Here is a 19,210-nt window from a genome sequence, read left to right as displayed (position 1 = left end):
CGAGGGGGACGTGCATGTACTTCGTTCATCACGGCGTCGCCATCCGGCCCTCCGTATCACGCACGGGCAACACTTTCGTTGCCCGCGTTTCGATCCTCGAAGAGGATGGCGAGACGACTTCCCTGGGCAACCTGGGGCAATTTGCCAACCGCGAGTCGGCCTTCGCGTTTGCTGTGCGTTGCGGGACCGCGTTTGCGGACGACGAGCCGCTACCCGAACCACCCTGCACTATCGACATCACCGACCGTACGTAGCGCCATGAGCGGGAGGAGCGAAGTTGTGCCCCGGATCATGCCGGCTTGCCCGCTTTGCGCAGGTGCGACCAGGCGGCCCGTCCATTCGCTCGCCGGCAGTCTGCGCCCGGCGTGATCCCGGAGGCAGCAATCCATCCGTTCCCGTTCAGTGAGAACGGAACATCGTTGCGAGGCGGATGTTCCTCAGGTGTGAGGTGTTGCTGGCTCGCACTGCAACAAAACACGAACTGGTCCGATGAAGAAAGACCCTCCCGTCAGGTTTGCCGATGTCGCTGACTATCTCGCCCGACATCGCAGCCAATTGACCCGCCACTGGCTGCGTGCAGTGGGGCAGCGTATGCACATCCGCCCCGTGAGTCGGGACGCGACGGTACGGCTCATCAATCAGCTTCCCCAGCTTTTCGACGAGTTGTGTGCATTGCTGCGCGACGCCGGCCCGACGGATATCGCGGTGCGAGCCCAACATGACGCGCGGGTTCACGCGACCGAACGGTGGCGTCAGGGCTTTGCTCTGGACGAACTGTATCTCGAACTCCATTTGCTGCACCAATGCGTCCAGACGTGCGCGCGGGACTACTACACACTGGCGCCGTCGCCCGATAGCCAGACGGCCACGCGCGACACGATCGAGCAGTTCTTCAGCGATGTCATCCACGGTGCGATTGTGCAGTGGCACGCGCAGCATGACCGGCGGGTCAGCGAAGCGTTTGCAGAGCGCGATCTGGCACTGGCTGCGCAGGCCCGAAGCGATGCACGGCTGCGCATCGCCGCTGCAGCGGCAGGACTGGGCATCTTTGAATGGGACCCCGAGACGGATGCGGCAGTATGGGAAAACGATCGCATGTATGAAATCACTGGACAGCCGCGCGAACGCGGAGCGCTGTCGGCACGTGAATTCGTCGAGCTGGTGGTGGATCCTGGCGACAGGGAGTCCTTGCGCAACGCGCTGAATGCTGCCATCACCTCTTCGGAGGATTTTCACGCGACATTTCGTATTCGCACGGTGCAGACGGGCACGCCGAATGTGCTTGAGGTGTCGGGAAGGTTCCTGCCGGATGCATCGGGTAGCCGGCGGGTTCTGGTTGGTACGATGGCCGATGTGACAAACCGTGTGAGCGCCGAAGAGGCGCTCAGGCAGGCGGACCGGCGCAAGGACGTATTTCTGGCGACACTGGCACATGAACTCCGAAATCCGCTTGCGCCGATCCTCAACGCCGCGCATCTGCTCCGGCAAACCGACCGGTCGCACGATCAGCTTGACTGGTTGCAGGGACTGGTCGAGCGACACGCAACACACCTTTCACATCTGATCGATGATCTGCTCGACCTCTCGCGCATCACCGCCGGCAAGATCACCCTGCGCATGGAGGTGTTCAGCATCTGGTCCGCGATTGACCGCGCCATCGAAATCAACGCGCCTGCGGCTGCCCAGCATGCGCACCGGCTCGAAGTCGTCGACTCGCGAACGGATCCGCTCTTTGTGCGTGGCGACTCCACCCGCGTCACGCAGGTACTGGCCAACCTGCTGGACAATGCGATCAAGTACACGGACGAAGGTGGTCATATCCGACTGAGTGCCGCCCGCGACGATCCCTACGTGACGATCGCGGTCGAGGATAACGGCATCGGCATGGACCCCGCCGCGATACCGTCGCTGTTTGAGATCTTTGAGCAGGCGCCCACTGCGCTCGAATCGACCCGCACCGGACTGGGTATCGGCCTCTCGGTCGCGCGTGCTCTGATCGCCATGCACGGTGGCGCGGTATCGGCGTCCAGTGATGGGCCCGGCAAAGGCAGCCGCTTCGTCGTACGGCTACCGCTCTGCGACGCACCTACGCGTGCGTCGCAGAGCAGCGACGCGGATCGTGCCGCAACCGCCGCGTCACGCCGGGTCCTGATCGTGGATGACAACCATGACGCTGCGCTATCGCTCGCCATGATCCTCGATCAGCACGAAGTGCGCACCGCGAATTCCGGGGAAGTGGCGCTTGCCATCGCCCAAAAGTTTAATCCGGACGTAGTGCTGCTCGATCTTGGGTTGCCCGACATGAGCGGGTATGAAGTCGCGAAGCGCCTGAGGGAGTTTGCCGCGCCTTCCCGTCCGGTGCTCATTGCATTGACCGGCTATGGCCAGCCCGAGGACCGGCGGCGCACGCGGGAAGCGGGATTCGATTATCACCTCGTGAAACCGGCGCGGCCGGAAGACGTCGTGAGTCTGTTGGCGACGGCGTTTTGACCCGCCTTGCCGCGCCGTCTGCCTCAGGCAAAAACATGGGCGAGCCAGTAGCCCGACGTCGTTGTCTCCGTGAACGTGTCTCCCATTCAGTTCGTGCGCCCGGCTCTGGCGCCCATCGAGATGCGACGGAAGCATTCTTCTGACTGACGGGCAGGAGTCCCGATTCCGTTCATACGCCGCCGACGCAAAGCGACTGCGTTGGAGCATCGTCCTGACCGCGTCCCTGGGCAAGCCACGTGTGGACGGTACGCGCCGGCTTTTACCCGATCCGGATGTGGGAAAATACCGCCATCGAGAGCGCGCCGTATCGATGCAAAATCGTCCGATGTCCGAACGAGCTTCATGATGCGGCGCGCGATCGCGCAGCGTGACCATGCAGATCGAATCAAAATCCAAGAGCGACGCGCCGTGCCAGCACCCATCGATAACGAACACGATTCCGTCTCGTCGACTTTCTCGCGCAAGTACTCAGCATCTGGCCTGATCGTGCTCGGCGGCCTTCTGATCTCGCTGATCATGGTTGGGCTGTGCGCGTTAGTGCTCTATCAGGGCCGGCTCGATGCGCTGGAACGGGCCCGGGGCACATCCGGAAACCTGGCGCTGATTGCCGAGCGCGACATCGAACGCAACTTCGAGTTGTATGCGCTTTCGTTGCAAGCTGTCGTCGATGGACTCATGCGCGCCGATGTGATGGCGTTGCCACCCGCATTGCGCAATGACGTTCTCTTCGATCGTGCAGCCTCCGCAAAGTATCTCGGCTCGGTGCTGGTGCTCGACGCCGCCGGAAACATCGTCATCGACTCCGCGAGTACCACACCGCGGCACGGCAATTTCGGCGATCGTCAGTACTTCACGATCCAGCGAGACCATCCTGAAACAGGTCTTTTTATCAGCGATCCGTATGCATCCCGGTTGCGCGGCGGCGCGCCGAGTATCGCATTGAGCCGTCGTTTGTCACATGCGGACGGCTCGTTCGCAGGCATCGTGATGATTGCGGTCAATCTCGAGTACTTCAGAGAGCTTTTTGCAGGGCTTTCGCTTGGCCCGCATGGCGCCGTATCGCTGATCAATCAGAATGGCATCATGGTCATGCGGCAGCCCTATGAGGCGCGCATCGTCGGACGCAACATCAGCAGGGCCGACACGTTCAGGCGTTTTCGCTCTGCGCCGGAAGGCAGCTTTAGTGAAACAGCCTCGATCGATGGCGTGAGGCGTCTCTACTATTTCCGCAATTTCCCGAAGTTGCCACTCATTATCATGGTGGCTGAAGCCGAGCAGGATATCTATGCGGGGTGGCGTCGCAGGGCAATCACGATCGGTTCTCTGATGGCGGTGTTCGCGGTCGTTTTCATGATGCTTTCATTCGTGCTTGCCGCGCAGTTGCGACGCCGGATGCGCGCTGAATCCCAGTTGAAACTGCTGGCGCGCACCGACGGGCTAACCGGCTTGCACAACCGTAGAACGCTAGGCGAGGTTCTCGACCACGAATGGCGCCGGGCACGCCGCACTCACTCGATCTTCTCATTGCTCTTTGTCGACATCGACCGCTTCAAGACTTACAACGATTCATATGGCCATCAGGCGGGCGATGACACCCTCGCGGCCGTTGCGCGCTGTATCGGCGAGAACATCCGCCGACCTGCGGACACGGCGGCACGCTATGGCGGAGAGGAATTCGTGGTCGTGCTGCCCGATACGGCGATCGCCGGCGCTACGATAATCGCGGAAAAAATCCGTGCTGCCATCTGTAATCTGTGTATCGAGCACGCCGGCAGTGAATACGGCCGGGTGACGGCAAGCATTGGACTGGCAAGCTGGCGACCCGAGCTGGACCAGGACGTGGCCGCCCTCATCCGGTCGGCCGATGAAGCGCTCTACAAGGCAAAAGCATCGGGAAGAAATCAGGTCGTGCCGGCATATGCGGCATGAACCCCTCGTCGATTAAAACCGCAGCTTACCGCGTGCATTCGGTGAAAGGAGAGCCGTGGGCCGCGGTTTGCACGCCCACGCTGCAAGGCGTCAGCACCGCGATGCGACGCGCGGTTGCCGCGCGCCAGGTCTGAGGGTATCCGCAGTGGCTCCGGGCTTCTCACCTTGGGCACTCTGTTTCGAACCAATAGTCGACGAGGCGCTGCGCCGCCTGCAGATCCTCTGGGTAGTATGGGTCGTCGTACCATGGCGACGGGTCGTAGCCTGCCTTCCTGAGAGCCGCCAGCTCGCTTTGGTGCTGCGCCATCGACGGAGGTGCGTTGCTTCTAAGCGCAGCCAGGTCGCGGCACTCCGTTGGACTCAGATGCGGCCCGCTTTGCGGCACGCCGCCGACGGCACATCCAGTCAGCAGGAGCGCCAATACAGTGAGCGTCGAGCGGTTTCCCGGAAGGTTTGCCATAGCGCATCTCCACGCGTCCGATTGGCGCAACGCGAGCGGTGCGATACCGCCCGTCGCGCGTGACATCGGCGGCCTTCACATCGGCGGCACCACGCCGTCCTTTTCGACCACGACACGTTGCGCAACGTAAGTTCCCTGCGACGCAGGCGTCGCGACAATGAATACCTTCTTGCCCGGCGTCAGGTCGCTGTGCTCCGCGGGCGTGAACGTGACGACGGGCACGTTGGGCGGCACCGTCACCACGTTGCTGCCGCCCTTGTACGATAGCTTCAGATCCCGGCCGCTCGTGCTTTGCACGACGGTGTCGACGTTCGCATTGGTCATCGAGCTTTTCGGGCCCAGGTCCCACGCATAGTGCCCTTCACCCGTGCCGCGCGCCGACTCTGGGAACACCACCACTTCCGTTGCCGTGAGCTTGCCGTCGGCGCCCGTGGTTGCCGCCGTGCCGATAAACGTACCCGGCTTGATATCCGATAGCTGGATCGCCTTCACGGCCGAAACGCTCGCAGCCGGTTTCACGTCGACCGACACCGTATCGCCGCTGCGGCGATGGACCTTGAGCGTCTCACCGTCGTGCGAGACGATTTCGCCGCGAATGCGCGCGGGCTTCGTGGCGGGCGCCTGCGCGAAAGCAGCGCCCGCGAGTGCAGCAGCCATAAAAGCTGCGCCAAGTTTGATGCGCAAGGACATAGAAGCTCCCACTGGATGATTGAAGGATGGAGGAACAAACATCATTGCCTCACGTGCCGCTGAACCAGTTATAGCCCTGGTTCTCCCAATACCCGCCCGGATACTGGTTCGTGATTTCAATAGCGACGATATGCTTGGGATTCTTGAAGCCGAGCTTGGTCGGCACGCGCAGCTTCATCGGGAAGCCATACTTCGGCGGCAGCACGTCGCCGTCGTAGGTCAGCGTAAGCAGCGTCTGCGCGTGGAGCGCTGTGGGCATGTCGATGCTCGTCCAGTAGTTGTAGTCCGCGCAATGCAGCGACACGTACTTCGCACTCGTGTCCGCGCCCGCGCGGCGAAGGAATTCCGAAAAGCGCACGCCGCCCCAGCGACCGATCGCGCTCCACCCCTCGACGCAGACAAGACGCGTGATCTGGCTTTCCTGCGGCAGCGCGTGCAGTTCGTCGAGCGACCAGGTACGCTTGCCGTGCGCAAGGCCGCTGACCTGCAGACGATAGGTCGCGGCATCGATCTCGGGGACATCGTCGATTTCATAGAACGCGTTGAACGGAAACGGTCGCGTGATCATCGATTCGGGATAGGTGGGCGCCAGCCTGTTCGGATCGAACAGCAGCGCCTGCACGTCGTCGTTGAAGAACGAAATGCGGCGAAGCGCGATATTCACCGCCTTGTCGTTGGTCAGATCGCAACCGGACAGCAGCGCGATGCCGCCCAGCGTCAGCAACCTCTGGCCGAACAGGCGGCGCGCGGGCGATTTGAGTTCGCGCTGCGCGTCGCGGACGATCGATTCACCATGTGTCGCGAGAAAGGTGCCTTGTTGTGCGGTTCGTTTCCGGATCGTCATGATTTATCGTCCGCGTATCATCAGCAGCAGCGAGCGCGGCACGAGCGCAACCATCGCGATATGAACGACGAAAAACGCCACCAGTACGCTCATGCACACGAAGTGCACCACGCGCGCGTTGTCATATCCGCCCATCAGCGTGCGCAGCAGCGGGAATTGCACCGACTTCCACACGGCAAGCCCCGACAACACGATCAGCACGATGTCGGCGATTACGACGAGATAGGCGAGCTTCTGCACTGAGTTGTAGTGCGCGAGATCGTCGTGTTTCAGGCGCCCACGCAGCGCAGCGACGAGATCGGCGGCCAGCTGTTTCGGCCTGACGGGCAGCAGCTTGCGGCGAAAGCGCCCAGACGCCAGATTCAGCGCGAGATAGACGATGAAATTGGCGACCAGCAGCCACATCACGGCGAAATGCCATAGCAGCGCGCCGGCGAGCCAGCCGCCAAGCGTGATCGAAGATGGAAACTGAATGGCGGGAAAGATCGGCGACGCGTCGTAAATCTGCCAGCCGCTCATTACCATCAGGACAACCGCGACAGCATTGATCCAGTGCGTAATCCGCACCCATACGGGTTGAACCGTGTTGCGACTCAAGATCACTCCAGGTCTGGTACCTTCATTCCAGTGCCGCGGGAGCCTTCAAGGCAGACGCCGTCAGCGCCGGCACAAGGCGCAGGCAGGATCCGACAACGAATCGCGCTCCGATCGTCAGATCGCCACTGCATACAAGCGCTAACGCGATAGATCGACGGTTATTCCGTCGTGGAGATTTTTCTTCTTGCAATCGACTTTCAATGGCGATGCGCATCGCGCGGGAAGGCGGTTCCGCTTGCACAGAAAATGCAGCATGCGGCATGCCTTACTACGCGCCTACGTCGACTCGAATGCTGCGCGCGATGGAGCGGCGGCCTCGATGCCCAAACAAACTGATCATTTGTGCCCATTTGACCAGCCTCGTCCCGTTGGCGAGAACGCGGCAAAAGTCGTTGTCCACTCGCTCCTTACTGCTTCTCCGCGCCGCCACTGGAGCAAACTCTCTTTTATTTTTTCTCTCAAGGCCTGAAATTCGCGCCGATGGTTTCAAGCCGCTGGTCGCCTTTAGCGATTGATAGCGCTCTACAGACGCGACGCCAGGAGTCGGACGCCGGCAATTCCGAATACCACGGCCAGGCATCCTTCCAGGGCGCGGCGGGTCCGCGCGTATATTCTGCGAGCCGAATTCGTCGAAAACAGTACCGCATAACTGCCGAATACCAGACATCCGATGGCCGCACAACCTACAACCAAAGCACTATGCGTAGGCCCTGCGCCATTCGACGATAGCGCAACAATCGAAACCCACACGAGAATGGCTTTGGGATTGGTGAGATGGAGCATCACTCCGCGTGAGTAGATGCTCGTCAAGGTCTGTGTTCGTTCCACGTCCCCTACTGACGCAGCGGAAGCCGCAAGCGCATTGCGTCCGGACTTGAAGGCTAGCCACAACAGATACAAACCACCAAAAATCTTCACTGCAACGATGAATTGAGAATAGGCGATCAGGGCCGCAGACACGCCTAGCGTTGCCACCGTCGCCCAAAACATCGACCCCGAGACGACACCGAGTGCGAACATTAGCGCCGCCTTTCTGCCGTGACTCGCCGCTATGGAGACGATTGCAAGGTTGCTCGGCCCGGGACTCGCGGTGCCAACGAAATACGCTGCGTAGGCAAGCAGCAGGTTTGTCGAGAAGTGGGCGTTTGCCGTCATATTCGGGGACCAGCAATGGAAGTTCGCCCGATCATCGGGCTTTGCTGAAACTTGCGAAAGTGGCAATGTCGCCATCTTCCGAGGCATATCGGACATAAGCGCCAGCGTTCGTCGAAAGTGACAGAACCAAACGACAAGCGCTCCGACGCACGCACGTCGAAGCGCTTCGCACATTACGCACGCAAAGGCCGCAACCCCGTGCGCACTTCATTCGCGAAGATCATCGGCTGTTCCCATGCCGCAAAGTGCCCGCCCGTTTCGGGCTTATTGAAGTAAATCAGGTTGTGATAGGCCTTTTCAGTCCAACTCTTTGGCGCCTGGTAGTTTTCACCCGGAAAAGCGCTTACAGCGGCGGGCACGTTCACGTCGGCCGCGAGGAAGAAGTTCGCGTGCGATTCCCAATAGAAACGCGCCGCCGAAATGCCCGTGTTGGTGAGCCAGTAAAGCGTGATGTCGTCGAGTATGTCGTCTCGCGTCAACGCGCCTGCTGAATGACCATTGACGGAGCGGCCGAGCACCGCCGCGCTCAGCGCCGCAGCGGGCTGGCCGTAGCCGTCGCCGTGATCGAGCAGCCAGGACGCCAATGCGACGGGCGAGTCGGCGAGTCCGTAGAGCGTCTGCGGACGCGTTCCCATTTCGAGCGCATAGCCGCGCTTCTTCTTGAAGTTGGCGCTCAATTGCTCGTACGCATGGCTCTCCTCATCCGATAAGCCGGCAGGCATCGGGTCGCCCGCAGTGAGCGACTTCAGTATCTGTGCCGGAACGGAGGCAGGGAAATTCACGTGAATGCCGATCAGCTCGGGCGGCGCCTGTTTGGCCATGATGTTCGTGACAATGCCGCCGAGATCGCCGCCCTGCGAAGCGAAACGTTCATAGCCGAGCCGTTTCATCAACGTGACCCACGCGCGGGCAGTACGCTCCGGTCCCCAGCCCGTAGTCGTAGGTCGCGCCGAAAAGCCGTAGCCGGGCAACGATGGAATCACGAGGTGGAATGCATCCGAAGCCGGTGCGCCGTACGCGGTCGGATTGACGAGCGGGTCGATGATCTTGAACTGTTCGATGACCGAGCCGGGCCAGCCGTGCGTCACGATCAACGGCATCGCGTTTTCGTGCTTCGAGCGCACATGGATGAAGTGGATATCGAGTCCATCGATCTCGGTGATGAACTGCGGATACGAATTCAGCCGCGCTTCGCATTTGCGCCAGTCGTAGCCGGTCGCCCAATATTGCGCGAGCCCTTGGATGGAGGCGAGCTGAATACCCTGCGATTCGTCGGGCACCGTCTCACGATCGGGCCAGCGCGTGGCGTTGATGCGACGCCGCATGTCGGCGAGCTGCGCGTCGGGAACGCGAACGCGGAACGGGCGAAGCGCGGACTTGTCACCGTTTGCGGGTTCCGTGATCTTGCCGATTGCGGGGCTCGTGTCCGCGAAGGCGAAGCGGCTCAGCGAGCCTGCCGCGAGCGCTGCGGCGGCCATACCGACAAAGTGCCGGCGCGATGAGGATCGGGGCGTGTCTTTTGACATGGGATCGGTCTCCTGCCTTGATCAGCGCGTCGCGCTGCGGGTGAAGTCCGCGATGTGCAGCTTCACGAAGTCGTACATGCTCATGGGCTTACTGCCCGTGAGTTCGAAGAGGTCGTTCGTCATGCGGTCGTATCGGCCTTGAGCGTGCAGGTCGGCCATCACGGCCAGATGAGCGACGACGTGAGCAGGAATGCCGAGTTCGCGCAATTTCTCGGACCACGGCGCGACAGGCACATTGCGGTAACGGATGGGCCGGCCGAGCGCTTCCGAAAAGATGCGCGCGGCCTGCTCGAGATCCGTAGATTCGAGGCCCGTCAGGTTATAGATCTTGCCGATATGCGGCGCCGGGTCTTCGAGAATCACCGATACGGCATTGGCGACGTCAACGGCTGAAATGGGCGACGTCTTGCTGTTGCCGAGCGGCAGTGCGAGTTCGTCGTTGTCGCGCACGCCGGCTGCGCCAAGCGTCAGGAAGAAGCTCTCGAGAAACGCCGTCGGCCGTACCGTGACGACGGGCAGCCCCGACCATTGCAAGACCTGCTCTGCGAGCCAGTGCAGTTTATGTTGGGGGCTGTCGGTCGTCTGCGTGATGCTCATCTCCGTGACAGTCATTTGCGACATGTTCACGATCGCTTCGACGCCATGATGACGCGCCACTGCTGCAAAGTTGACGGTTGCTTCGAGATAGGCCGCAGAGACGGACATGCCGAAATAGACGCGCGAACAGCCTTCGATCGCGCGGTGCATCGAGGCGAGATCGGTCAGATCGCCGACCACGACTTCCGCGCCAAGGCGGCGCAACTCGTCCGCGCGTTCGTCTTCCTTGCGGACCAGCGCCCGCACTTTATAGCCCTTCGCGAGCAATGACGTTGTCACGTTGCGGCCAATGCCACCAATCGCGCCTCCGGCACCCGTCACGAGAATGGGCCGATCATGGGCAGGTTTCGTTGTCATATCACATCCTTTCAAGGAGAAGCTTCACGTTATTTATGTATGCATATACACACGTAGACATGAAAATGTGCGCGTACATACGCTGATCAACACGAAGATCGGGTCGTCATTCGCGGGCGTTTTGCAGAAAGCCGAGCATTGTCTGCGTGACCAGTTCGGGCTGCTCCTCCTGGATAAAGTGCCCGCTGTTCTCTATGTCGACGGCGCTCATATTGACCGCCTTTTGCCCGACGACCATTTTCATCCACTTGTATGCGGGACCGCCCATCACGAGAACGGGCATTTGCAACTGGCCATAATTCTTGTTGTCGCTGACGTCCTGAGGGAATGCCTGATACCACGCGTTGCCTGCGCGAATCGCGGTGGCGCTGTCATAGGCGTGCTCATACACGGCGCGGTCGCGTGAGTCGACTGCTTTCTCATTCACAAGAAAGTAGTGGAAGAGCCAGTCCTGTTCAAGCCGGACGCGGCCTGCCAGCAGTTTCTCCGGCAAACCTCTGATCTGGTTGAACGCGAACCACCACAGGTTCGGGCGCGCCGAACCGAGCCTGTCACCGTATGCGCCTTGTACGGGCAGAAGCGGGAACGTCTGCAGGCTCTCGTCGGGATGTGGAAACTCCATCATCACCAGCTTGTCGGTGGCTTCGGGATAGTTTTCCGCATAGGCGAACGCCACCGCCGAGCCGATGTCGTGTCCCGCGATCGCAACCTTGTCGTATCCGAGCGATTGCGTCAGCTCATGGATATCGGCGGCCATCGTTTTCTTGTCGTAGCCGTCAGCGGGTTTCGACGATGCACCCATGCCGCGCAAATCCACGGCGATCACGGTGTAATGCCCGGCAAGCGCCGGCATGATCTTGTGGAAGGTCCACCACGTTTCCGGCCAACCGGGCAGCAATACGAGCGGCTCACCCTTGCCGCCCGCCACATAATGCAGCCGCACGCCGTTTACGGTTGCATAGCCATTTCTGAATCCGGGCAGCGACTTCACCAGCGTACCGTCTGACACGTCGGTCTTTGCGCTCACAGGCTTGCGCGCATGCCTTGCGACGGGCGTATCCGTTGCAGACGGCTGTGCGTAGCCGAGGGAAGCAGTTGTGATCAGCGCCGCAACGACGATGCTCGCGGAGCCGGTCCCGATCATTGGTTTCAAAGCAGGTTCTCCTTCGATACAGGGGCAGTTCGAGATTCGCGGAATCATGCAGCCTGCGTGCACAGATCGTCGGACGCCTGGTCGTTGACGATCATCGGCTGCGCAGCGCGTTCGCGAACATGCGCGGTCGGCGTACGGTCGATCATCAGACTCAGCAGTTCAGGGCGGTTGTAGTGACCGGCCGAATCCATCAGCATCTTGCGGCGATCGATTTGCGTGAAGTCGAGATCGACGATGACTTCGCCTTCGCCCGAGCGAAGTGGTTCGGCCATCAGCATGCCGTCAGGAGAGACGATCGTAGTGAAGCAGCCGCCCGAGATCGGACCGATTCCACAGCCGGTGTCCTTCATGATCTGCGCCTGCTGGTCGGCGTCGAGCCACGCCGTTGCGTTGACGACGAAAGCGGCGGACTCGAGCGCATGCTGGCGGATGTTGATTTCCATCCGCTGCGCGAAGCCCTCGCCAAAGGCCGAGCCCGGATACATCGCCGAATGGATCTGCTCGCCGTCGGCGATCATCGCGTAGCGGGCGAGCGGGTTGTTGTGCTCGAAGCATGCGAGTTGGCCGATTCGGCCGACCGCGCTATGGACGGCGCGCAGGCCCGAGCCGTCTCCCTGGCCCCATACCATCCGTTCAAAATGCGTTGGCGTGATCTTGCGGCGGCGCTGGATCAGCGTGCCGTCGGCATCGAAAAGCAATTGTGTGTTGTACAGCGTGCCGCCATCGCGCTCATTGACACCAATGGACACAACCATGCCGGCCTTTCGCGCGGCTTCTCCGATTGCGTCGGTCGCGGCGGACGGCACGGTCACGGCCTGCTCGAGCAGGCGCAGATGTTCGGCGCCAGACAGAAGCTCGATGCCCGTCTGGACAGCCGCAAAGTAAGGGTAATAAGGCACGACCGTTTCGGGGAAGGTGGCGAACTGCACGCCTTTCTGGCCGAGTTCGTGGATCTTCTGCACGACCTTGGCGACGGTTGCTTCACGACTGTAGAGCACCGGGCTGAACTGGACGGCGGCGGCTTTGACGACTTTCATGACAGACTCCTTGACTAGGGGATTGGAACCAGGCGTTGGTCGATCTTGCATATGCAACATCGACCGAAAAAATTCAGACCATGCGCAGCGGCAAATCGCGTGCGATATTCATGAGCTCATGAGCACCGTTTTCTCCCAGAAGTCGCATCGCGTGACGCTGTGCAGCCGACCACGCGCTCGCGGCGCTTTTGAGCAGCACCTCGCCGTCATGCGTGAGCGAGAGAGGACGGCTGCGGCCATCGCTAGCAGGGGCGCCTTCGGCAACCCATCCCTGCGCGATCAGCGGCTGCAGATTCCTTGTGAGCGTCGATCGCTCGTGATGATTCCTGCGGCCGAGATCTGAGCGGCTAATGGGCCCGAACTCCGCGATGAGCACGAGCAACGAGAACTGCGGCGCGACGATGCCGAGCGGCCGCAACGCATCGTCATAGACGGAGGTCAGGACACGGGAGATCTGCCGGGCGCGCGTCACCAGACAATTGCGCGCGATCTGGCCGCTCAGCGGTTGATCTGCAATTCGATCCAGTTCAACGGTTCCGTTCGGCTCGTGTTGCATATGCACTACCTCGGTTTGCCCAGTTTTTGCGGCGCGGCCTTCTGCTCGCAATGGGCGTATTTGAGCGGACGAACGTATCCCGCTCGTGTCCTGAAGTTGGTAGTGTGTAAGCGCGCGTATCCCTATCTGTTTGCAGATACGCCGGGATACAAAGAGAAGGTGCGGGGCGAGAGGGAAATGACGAGGGTGGTGGCGTAACGTCGCGAAGCCTCAGCTGCCGTTGCCGCCTGGTTCGGCTTCTACGTTCTCCCCCGCTGCACGCGAAAACCGCATTTGATATTCACTCGGGGACAATCCCGTCTTGCGTTTGAACAACTGCCGGAATGTGCTGATATCGCCATAACCGACACGTTGACTCACTGCCTCGAGCCCAATAGGTCGCGTTTCCAGTAAGCGTTTCGCGACCTCGATGCGCAGATTCTGCAGATACGTCAATGGCGCGAGCCCGACGGCTTCCTTGAAACGGCGATTGAGCGTGCGTTCGCTGACAGCAAGCGATGCCGCCAGATCGCTCAACCGGAATCCCTTCTGCAACGTTGCCTCCATTTGCTGCTGGGCGCGCGCGACGAGCGTGTCGGTGTGCCCATGTTCATCGAGAAGCGTTGCATAGGAAGCCTGCGAAATCCGGTTCATGTCGATCAACAGGGCCTTCGCCGTCATCGTTGCGAGCGCTTCACCAGCGAATGTTTCGACGAGCCGCACCGCAAGATTCAGATACGACGTCACGGAACCGCCCGAGATGATGCCGTCTTGCACGATCAGCAGTTCCTGTGCGCGAACTTCGACACGCGGATAGCGGCGCGCGAAGTCGGCGGCTCTCGCCCAGTGCGTCGTTGCGGCGCGGCCATCCAGCAGGCCGGCCTCGGCGAGCAGGTAATTGGCCGTGCAATAAGCCGCCAGCACGGCGCCTGCCTTGCGTTGACGCCTCAGCGCGGAAGACAGTTCGTTCAACTGCTCGCGGCGCCCGATGAACGCGTCGATGTTCGAGAAGAACGGTGCCGTCAGCAGAACGGCGTCGGCCCGCTTGCGCGGGTCGATCTTGCCGTCGACGTGAATGGTCTGGCCTGACGCAGCCGTGATGGGCCGCCCGTCGAGCGATTCCACCCGCCAAACGAACACGGGCGCGGAGGTCGAGCCTGGCGCAGCCTTGCGCGCATGGAACTGATTGGCCGCGCTAAAGACGTCAACGGGGCCCGCGACACCGGACGCGAGGATTCCGTCATAGACCCAGATGCGAACGATGGCCATTGCGTGTCCGAAATTCCCTGAATAATGGCGATGCTGCCACTTCCAGGCGCACGAGTAAACCCCGATCATGGCCGCATCCGATGAACCGAAAGCAGGAGCAGCACCATGCCAATGATCGATGCACTGTGGCCCGAAGACGCCTTGGCGCCCGACGCCGAAGCGCGCCTCGTCAAGGAACTGACCGATATCCTCATCGCGGCGGAAGGCTACGATCCCGACAGTCCGATCGCGCAGCGCGTCACCGTGTTCCATCTTCATCGACCTGCCGCGATTTACATCGGCGGTGAACGCGCGAACACGATCCGTTACCGGATCATTGCGTCTGCGCCCGAAGGGCAATACACCGACGAATCGCGTCGCTCGCTCGTCAGACAGGTCACGGAAGCGGTGGCGCGCGCGGAGAACCGGCCGTTTGATGACGTCGCGCCGCGCGTCTGGGTCTTCCCGACCGAGATACCGGATGGCGCGTGGGGGACGCGCGGTGCGATCTGGACGTTGCCCGACATTCATGCGCTGCTGGCGGGCGAGTCCGAGCGCGGCGCGGGTATTGAACGGCTCGCGCGACGCCGCCGCGAGAAAGCGCGCATCACGCTCGAAGCAGCGCTCGATGCCGCTAGCGCGGGCATCGCGAACAAACAGTAATGGAGCACCCAGCATGAAATTCAACGACACAGCCCCCGTGATGGCACCCGCGGGGGGCCCGCCGCTCTGGCTGGCCAGCCTCGCTGAAAACGCGACGCTCGAAGCCACCGTCCTGAAGCGCCCGATCGAGGGGCGAGCCGATATTCTCTCCGTGATCAAACACGCAATCTCGCTCTATGAGTTCCAGCATCACAGCTACAAGGCCGAGATCGGCAACGGTTTGTACATGGAGTCCTATCGCTCGCAGATCCAGGGCGTGCCGATCGAGACGGTGGTCGTCGCGCACGTTAACGAACAGGGCGAGACGGATTCCGTGGTCATCAATCATCGCCCGCTCGGTGCAGCGCTGCTGTTTTCGAAGCTGATGTGGGAGCGCGTCGATGAGCGCTTCCGCGATTGCTATCTGACGGGATCCGAATCCGCGGCGCTATGAAACGCCTTCTTCTTAATTTGACAATAGCGTCCGTGATGGTCGCTTCTGCTGGAGTCTCCATGGCACACACCACTCCGATGCCAACCACGCCAACCACGAAGATATTGGCGATTGGCACTTTTCCCCCGGGCACGGACATGCAGCTTGTCCAACACATTCTTCCGACTGAAGTCCGCGAGACGGCGCAGCTCTACCTCGAGGGCAAGATTGATCAGTGGTATTCACTGCAAGACCAGGCTGGGGTGGCGTTCATCCTGAACCTTACGGATGTGGGTCAAGCGCATGAAATGCTTGAGGCACTTCCCTTGGGGAAAGCGCACTTGATGACATTCTCGCTCCTTCCGATAGGCCCACTCAAGCCGCTGACCAAGCTTGTGAATCCGACTCCACCCCAATAGAAAGTACTGGTTAGCACTGTCGAATACCCAGCAGAGCGTCCGGAATCTTGAAACACTGAAGTGCAATTTACTTAACGCAACTTCTATTGAGCATATGGGTATATCTACACTACAGTGCCTCTTATCGTGCATACGCGCTGCACGCGTCACACGAGCATTAGACGAGAATCACGATCATGTTCAAACGTTTAACGAAGGCGACAGTCTTCCCCGCCGTAGCGATGAGCCTTTCCGCATGTTCCAATCTGCCGGCGTCATGTTCTTCGGCGGCAAAGATTGAAGTCGGCGAGGTGCAGGTCAATCCTGACATCAAGCTGCGTCATATGGTCTATCGGCCCGCGCATCCTAAGGGTACGGTACTTTTCCTGCACGGCTTTCCCGAGACAATGTACGCGTGGAAACCGATCGCCGAATCGCTGTCCAGCGACTACGAGGTGCATGCGTTTGACTGGCCGGGCTACGGACAGTCCTCGCGTCCTGACGCCGATCGCTTCTCCTATGCGCCGATGGATTACGCCCATGTGCTGGCAGACTATATCCGCACGTCGGGCATCGACAGTTCGAAGCTGGTGATCTACGCCACCGATATCGGGGCATTGCCGGCGCTTCTAGCAGCATTGGAACAACCGAATATCGCCAGGGAGATCATCGTTGGAGACTTCGCGCCGTTCAACCGCCCACAGTACATGTACGAAAGCCTGCAGGGCCTGAAGTCCAGGCCTTCGTCCGACGCCGTGCGCACCGCGATGAACATGAACCGTGATGAAATCCTGGCGAATACATTCTTTCGCGGCTTGTCGGCGGAAGAACGCTATGCGTTGCCCCAGGAGTTCAAAGACGATATCGCCAAAGGCTGGGGCGGTGATACCACAGCGGCTGACGCCTTTTACCACTACTACTCCTGCTTCACCCGCGACCAGGACTACTTCGAAGCCAATATGGCAAAGCTGAAGGTCCCCGTGAAGGTAGTGTGGGGCGAGCAGGATATCTACATCAAAAAGGAAATGGGCGTTGAGTACGCAAACCGTAACGGTGTGAAGCTCACGATTCTCCCTCAGCTCGGCCATTATCCGCATCTGCAAGCGCCTGAACAGACGGTGGATGAAGTTCGGGCCGTGTTTAGCGCGCGCGGCACTCCTGAGAGTGACTGAGCGAGTGCGCCGTCGATCCAGCGAGCCGGCATACATTGACATACGTTGTATTTCCCGCCGCTAATCGACGGCAGCCTTCTTGCCAGACATCTGCCGTGCATCTGTGGAAGAAAGAACGACAGCAGTCGGTCATCAGCGCTATCCGCAACTCCGGGCAGAGTGAACTCGACTTCAAACCGCTCCGAAAGTCATTCTGCGACCCACGCTCATAAAGTGTCCTCGCTCGCGAGCTCGTCCGGTTTTGATCGTCGTCACCTATCACCCCCATTAACCGTAGGGCCTTGCGAGCATATCGCAAAAATCCGATATAAGATTCGGTCCATAGCGATGCAGATGCCGACTTCCCGGCACGAGAATCTGCCCGCCGTTTGTCGTCTCGTTTGTTATCCGTTTCATGAGCACGAAGCCTAACCCGAAGACCATCGACATCGACGCAATCCACAAGGCGCTGGCGAACCCGGCGCGCCGCGCGATTCTTGCGAAGCTGCGCGAACCGGAGAAGTACTTTCCGGACCAGGAGCTTTCGTACGAACACGGCGTTTGCGCAGGCCAGTTCGACGCGTGCTGCGCGTTATCGCAATCGACCATGTCGGCGCACCTCGCCGCGTTGCAGCGCGCCGGGCTGATCACGTCGAAACGCGTCGGTCAATGGGTTTTCTTCAAGCGCAACGAAGCCGTCATCGCGGCGTTCCTTGCGCACATGAACGCGGACCTCTGACGGGCGCTCACACGCGTTCATGCGCGCTCATGCACTTTCGCGCGCATCTTCGCTCTTCCCCGATTGCAGTTTTGACACATACACACGGGCTCGTTGCCCGCAAGGACTGGACGTTATGCCGACTCTTTTCGATCCGCTTCAGATTGGCGCTCTAACACTGAAGAACCGCATCGTGATGGCGCCGCTCACGCGTCAGCGCGCCGGCAATGTGCGCGTGCCGAATACGCTGATGGCGAAGTACTATGCCGAGCGCGCAAGCGCTGGGCTGATCCTCTCCGAGGCGACGTCCGTGACGCCGCAAGGCCTCGGTTATGCGGACACCCCCGGCATCTGGTCGGACGAGCAGGTCGAAGGCTGGAAGCTCGTCACGGACGCCGTCCACAACGCGGGCGGCAAGATCTTCCTGCAACTGTGGCACGTCGGCCGCGTGTCGGACCCGATCTTCCTCGATGGCGAACTGCCCGTCGCGCCGAGCGCGATCGCACCGCAAGGGCACGTGAGCCTCGTGCGTCCGCAGCGTCCTTTCGTGACGCCGCGCGCGCTCGACATCTCGGAGATTCCGGGCATCGTCGCCGCATATCGCAAGGGCGCGGAGAACGCGAAGAAAGCGGGCTTCGACGGCGTCGAAGTGCACGGCGCGAACGGCTATCTGCTCGACCAGTTCCTGCAGGACAGCACCAACAAACGCACCGACGCATACGGCGGCCCGATCGAAAACCGCGCGCGCCTGCTGCTCGAAGTGACGGACGCGTGTATCGACGTATGGGGCGCGGATCGTGTCGGCGTGCATCTCGCGCCGCGCGGCGACTCGCACACGATGGGCGACTCCGACCCGGCCGCGACGTTCGGCTATGTCGCGCGCGAACTCGGCAAGCGCAAGATCGCGTTCATAGCGGCGCGTGAAGCGCTCGGCGACGATCGCCTCGGCCCGCAACTGAAGAAGGCATTCGGCGGCGTCTATATCGCGAACGAAAGCTTCACGAAGGACAGCGCACAAAAGCTGCTGGACGCGGGCGACGCGGATGCCGTCGCGTGGGGCAAGCTGTACATCGCAAATCCCGATCTCGTGCGCCGCTTCGAACTGGATGCGCCGCTCAACGAGCCGATCCCCGCGACCTTCTACGCGGAAGGCGAAACGGGCTACACCGACTATCCGGCACTCGAAGCGGTGAGCTGACCTTTCGGTTGCACGCGCAAGCGCAATAGCAAGTAGCACGACGACGCGGCCG

20 protein-coding genes are annotated in these 19,210 nt (G+C 60.8%); 9 read left to right on the top strand and 11 right to left on the bottom strand.

Annotated features, from left to right (window positions below; translation table 11 throughout):
- Positions 1–14 precede the first annotated feature (14 nt).
- The 3 genes from AABE10_RS04980 to AABE10_RS04970 all read left to right on the top strand — a co-directional run bounded on the left by AABE10_RS04980 (position 15) and on the right by AABE10_RS04970 (position 4,419).
- A complete protein-coding gene (locus AABE10_RS04980; RefSeq protein WP_342932147.1) occupies positions 15–254 on the top strand; it encodes a hypothetical protein in 240 nt (79 codons plus the stop codon).
- 235 nt (positions 255–489) lie between these two features.
- Entirely contained in the window at positions 490–2,490 is a 2,001-nt protein-coding gene (locus AABE10_RS04975; protein WP_342932146.1) for a hybrid sensor histidine kinase/response regulator, read from the top strand.
- 342 nt (positions 2,491–2,832) lie between these two features.
- Positions 2,833–4,419, top strand: a complete 1,587-nt coding sequence (locus tag AABE10_RS04970) for a sensor domain-containing diguanylate cyclase (protein WP_342932145.1) — start codon at positions 2,833–2,835, stop codon at positions 4,417–4,419.
- Positions 4,420–4,579: 160 nt separating this feature from the next.
- On the opposite strand, the gene AABE10_RS04965 is transcribed toward AABE10_RS04970, so the two are convergent.
- The 11 genes from AABE10_RS04965 to AABE10_RS04915 form a co-directional block, all read right to left on the bottom strand.
- Complete coding sequence (locus tag AABE10_RS04965) at positions 4,580–4,879, bottom strand: DUF4148 domain-containing protein (RefSeq protein WP_342932144.1); 300 nt, start codon at positions 4,877–4,879, stop codon at positions 4,580–4,582.
- 75 nt (positions 4,880–4,954) lie between these two features.
- Positions 4,955–5,569 carry a hypothetical protein gene (locus AABE10_RS04960; protein WP_342932143.1) on the bottom strand — a complete coding sequence of 205 codons (615 nt, stop codon included), beginning with the start codon at positions 5,567–5,569 and terminating at the stop codon, positions 4,955–4,957.
- Positions 5,570–5,618: 49 nt separating this feature from the next.
- A complete protein-coding gene (locus tag AABE10_RS04955; RefSeq protein ID WP_342932142.1) occupies positions 5,619–6,413 on the bottom strand; it encodes a molybdopterin-dependent oxidoreductase in 795 nt (264 codons plus the stop codon).
- Positions 6,414–6,416: 3 nt separating this feature from the next.
- Positions 6,417–7,010 carry a cytochrome b/b6 domain-containing protein gene (locus tag AABE10_RS04950; RefSeq protein ID WP_342932141.1) on the bottom strand — a complete coding sequence of 198 codons (594 nt, stop codon included), beginning with the start codon at positions 7,008–7,010 and terminating at the stop codon, positions 6,417–6,419.
- Positions 7,011–7,532: 522 nt separating this feature from the next.
- Positions 7,533–8,165 (bottom strand): LysE family translocator, encoded by a 633-nt coding sequence (locus AABE10_RS04945; RefSeq protein WP_342932265.1) that lies wholly within the window; start codon positions 8,163–8,165, stop codon positions 7,533–7,535.
- A gap of 173 nt (positions 8,166–8,338) precedes the next feature.
- On the bottom strand, positions 8,339–9,691 hold the full coding sequence (locus tag AABE10_RS04940) for an epoxide hydrolase family protein (RefSeq protein WP_342932140.1): 1,353 nt from the start codon (positions 9,689–9,691) through the stop codon (positions 8,339–8,341).
- Between the two features lie 21 nt (positions 9,692–9,712).
- Positions 9,713–10,645, bottom strand: coding sequence for an NAD(P)H-binding protein (locus AABE10_RS04935; protein WP_342932139.1), 933 nt, complete (start codon positions 10,643–10,645; stop codon positions 9,713–9,715).
- A 106-nt stretch (positions 10,646–10,751) separates the two neighbouring features.
- Positions 10,752–11,789 (bottom strand): alpha/beta hydrolase, encoded by a 1,038-nt coding sequence (locus AABE10_RS04930; protein ID WP_342932264.1) that lies wholly within the window; start codon positions 11,787–11,789, stop codon positions 10,752–10,754.
- Between the two features lie 53 nt (positions 11,790–11,842).
- A complete protein-coding gene (locus tag AABE10_RS04925) occupies positions 11,843–12,835 on the bottom strand; it encodes a carbon-nitrogen hydrolase family protein (RefSeq protein ID WP_342932138.1) in 993 nt (330 codons plus the stop codon).
- Positions 12,836–12,908: 73 nt separating this feature from the next.
- A complete protein-coding gene (locus AABE10_RS04920; protein WP_342932137.1) occupies positions 12,909–13,391 on the bottom strand; it encodes a MarR family winged helix-turn-helix transcriptional regulator in 483 nt (160 codons plus the stop codon).
- A gap of 210 nt (positions 13,392–13,601) precedes the next feature.
- Complete coding sequence (locus tag AABE10_RS04915) at positions 13,602–14,639, bottom strand: GlxA family transcriptional regulator (RefSeq protein WP_342932136.1); 1,038 nt, start codon at positions 14,637–14,639, stop codon at positions 13,602–13,604.
- A 105-nt stretch (positions 14,640–14,744) separates the two neighbouring features.
- Between AABE10_RS04915 and AABE10_RS04910 the strand changes: the two genes are divergently transcribed.
- From AABE10_RS04910 to AABE10_RS04885, 6 genes are all read left to right on the top strand, one after another.
- Entirely contained in the window at positions 14,745–15,281 is a 537-nt protein-coding gene (locus AABE10_RS04910; RefSeq protein ID WP_342932135.1) for a Tautomerase enzyme, read from the top strand.
- Positions 15,282–15,294: 13 nt separating this feature from the next.
- On the top strand, positions 15,295–15,714 hold the full coding sequence (locus tag AABE10_RS04905) for a hypothetical protein (protein ID WP_342932134.1): 420 nt from the start codon (positions 15,295–15,297) through the stop codon (positions 15,712–15,714).
- A 59-nt stretch (positions 15,715–15,773) separates the two neighbouring features.
- Positions 15,774–16,112: a hypothetical protein gene (locus AABE10_RS04900; protein WP_342932133.1), complete on the top strand. Its 339-nt coding sequence runs from the start codon at positions 15,774–15,776 to the stop codon at positions 16,110–16,112.
- A 176-nt stretch (positions 16,113–16,288) separates the two neighbouring features.
- Positions 16,289–17,263: an alpha/beta hydrolase gene (locus tag AABE10_RS04895; protein WP_342932132.1), complete on the top strand. Its 975-nt coding sequence runs from the start codon at positions 16,289–16,291 to the stop codon at positions 17,261–17,263.
- Positions 17,264–17,657: 394 nt separating this feature from the next.
- Entirely contained in the window at positions 17,658–17,981 is a 324-nt protein-coding gene (locus AABE10_RS04890) for a helix-turn-helix transcriptional regulator (RefSeq protein ID WP_342932131.1), read from the top strand.
- A 115-nt stretch (positions 17,982–18,096) separates the two neighbouring features.
- The gene (locus AABE10_RS04885; RefSeq protein ID WP_342932130.1) at positions 18,097–19,158 is read left to right on the top strand and encodes an alkene reductase; all 1,062 of its coding nucleotides are present in this window, start codon (positions 18,097–18,099) and stop codon (positions 19,156–19,158) included.
- Positions 19,159–19,210: the final 52 nt, after the last annotated feature.

This window comes from Paraburkholderia diazotrophica (assembly GCF_038900755.1).
GTDB lineage: Bacteria > Pseudomonadota > Gammaproteobacteria > Burkholderiales > Burkholderiaceae > Paraburkholderia > Paraburkholderia diazotrophica_A.
Note: the sequence above shows the minus strand (reverse complement) of the source record. Positions and strands in the feature narration are given on the sequence as shown.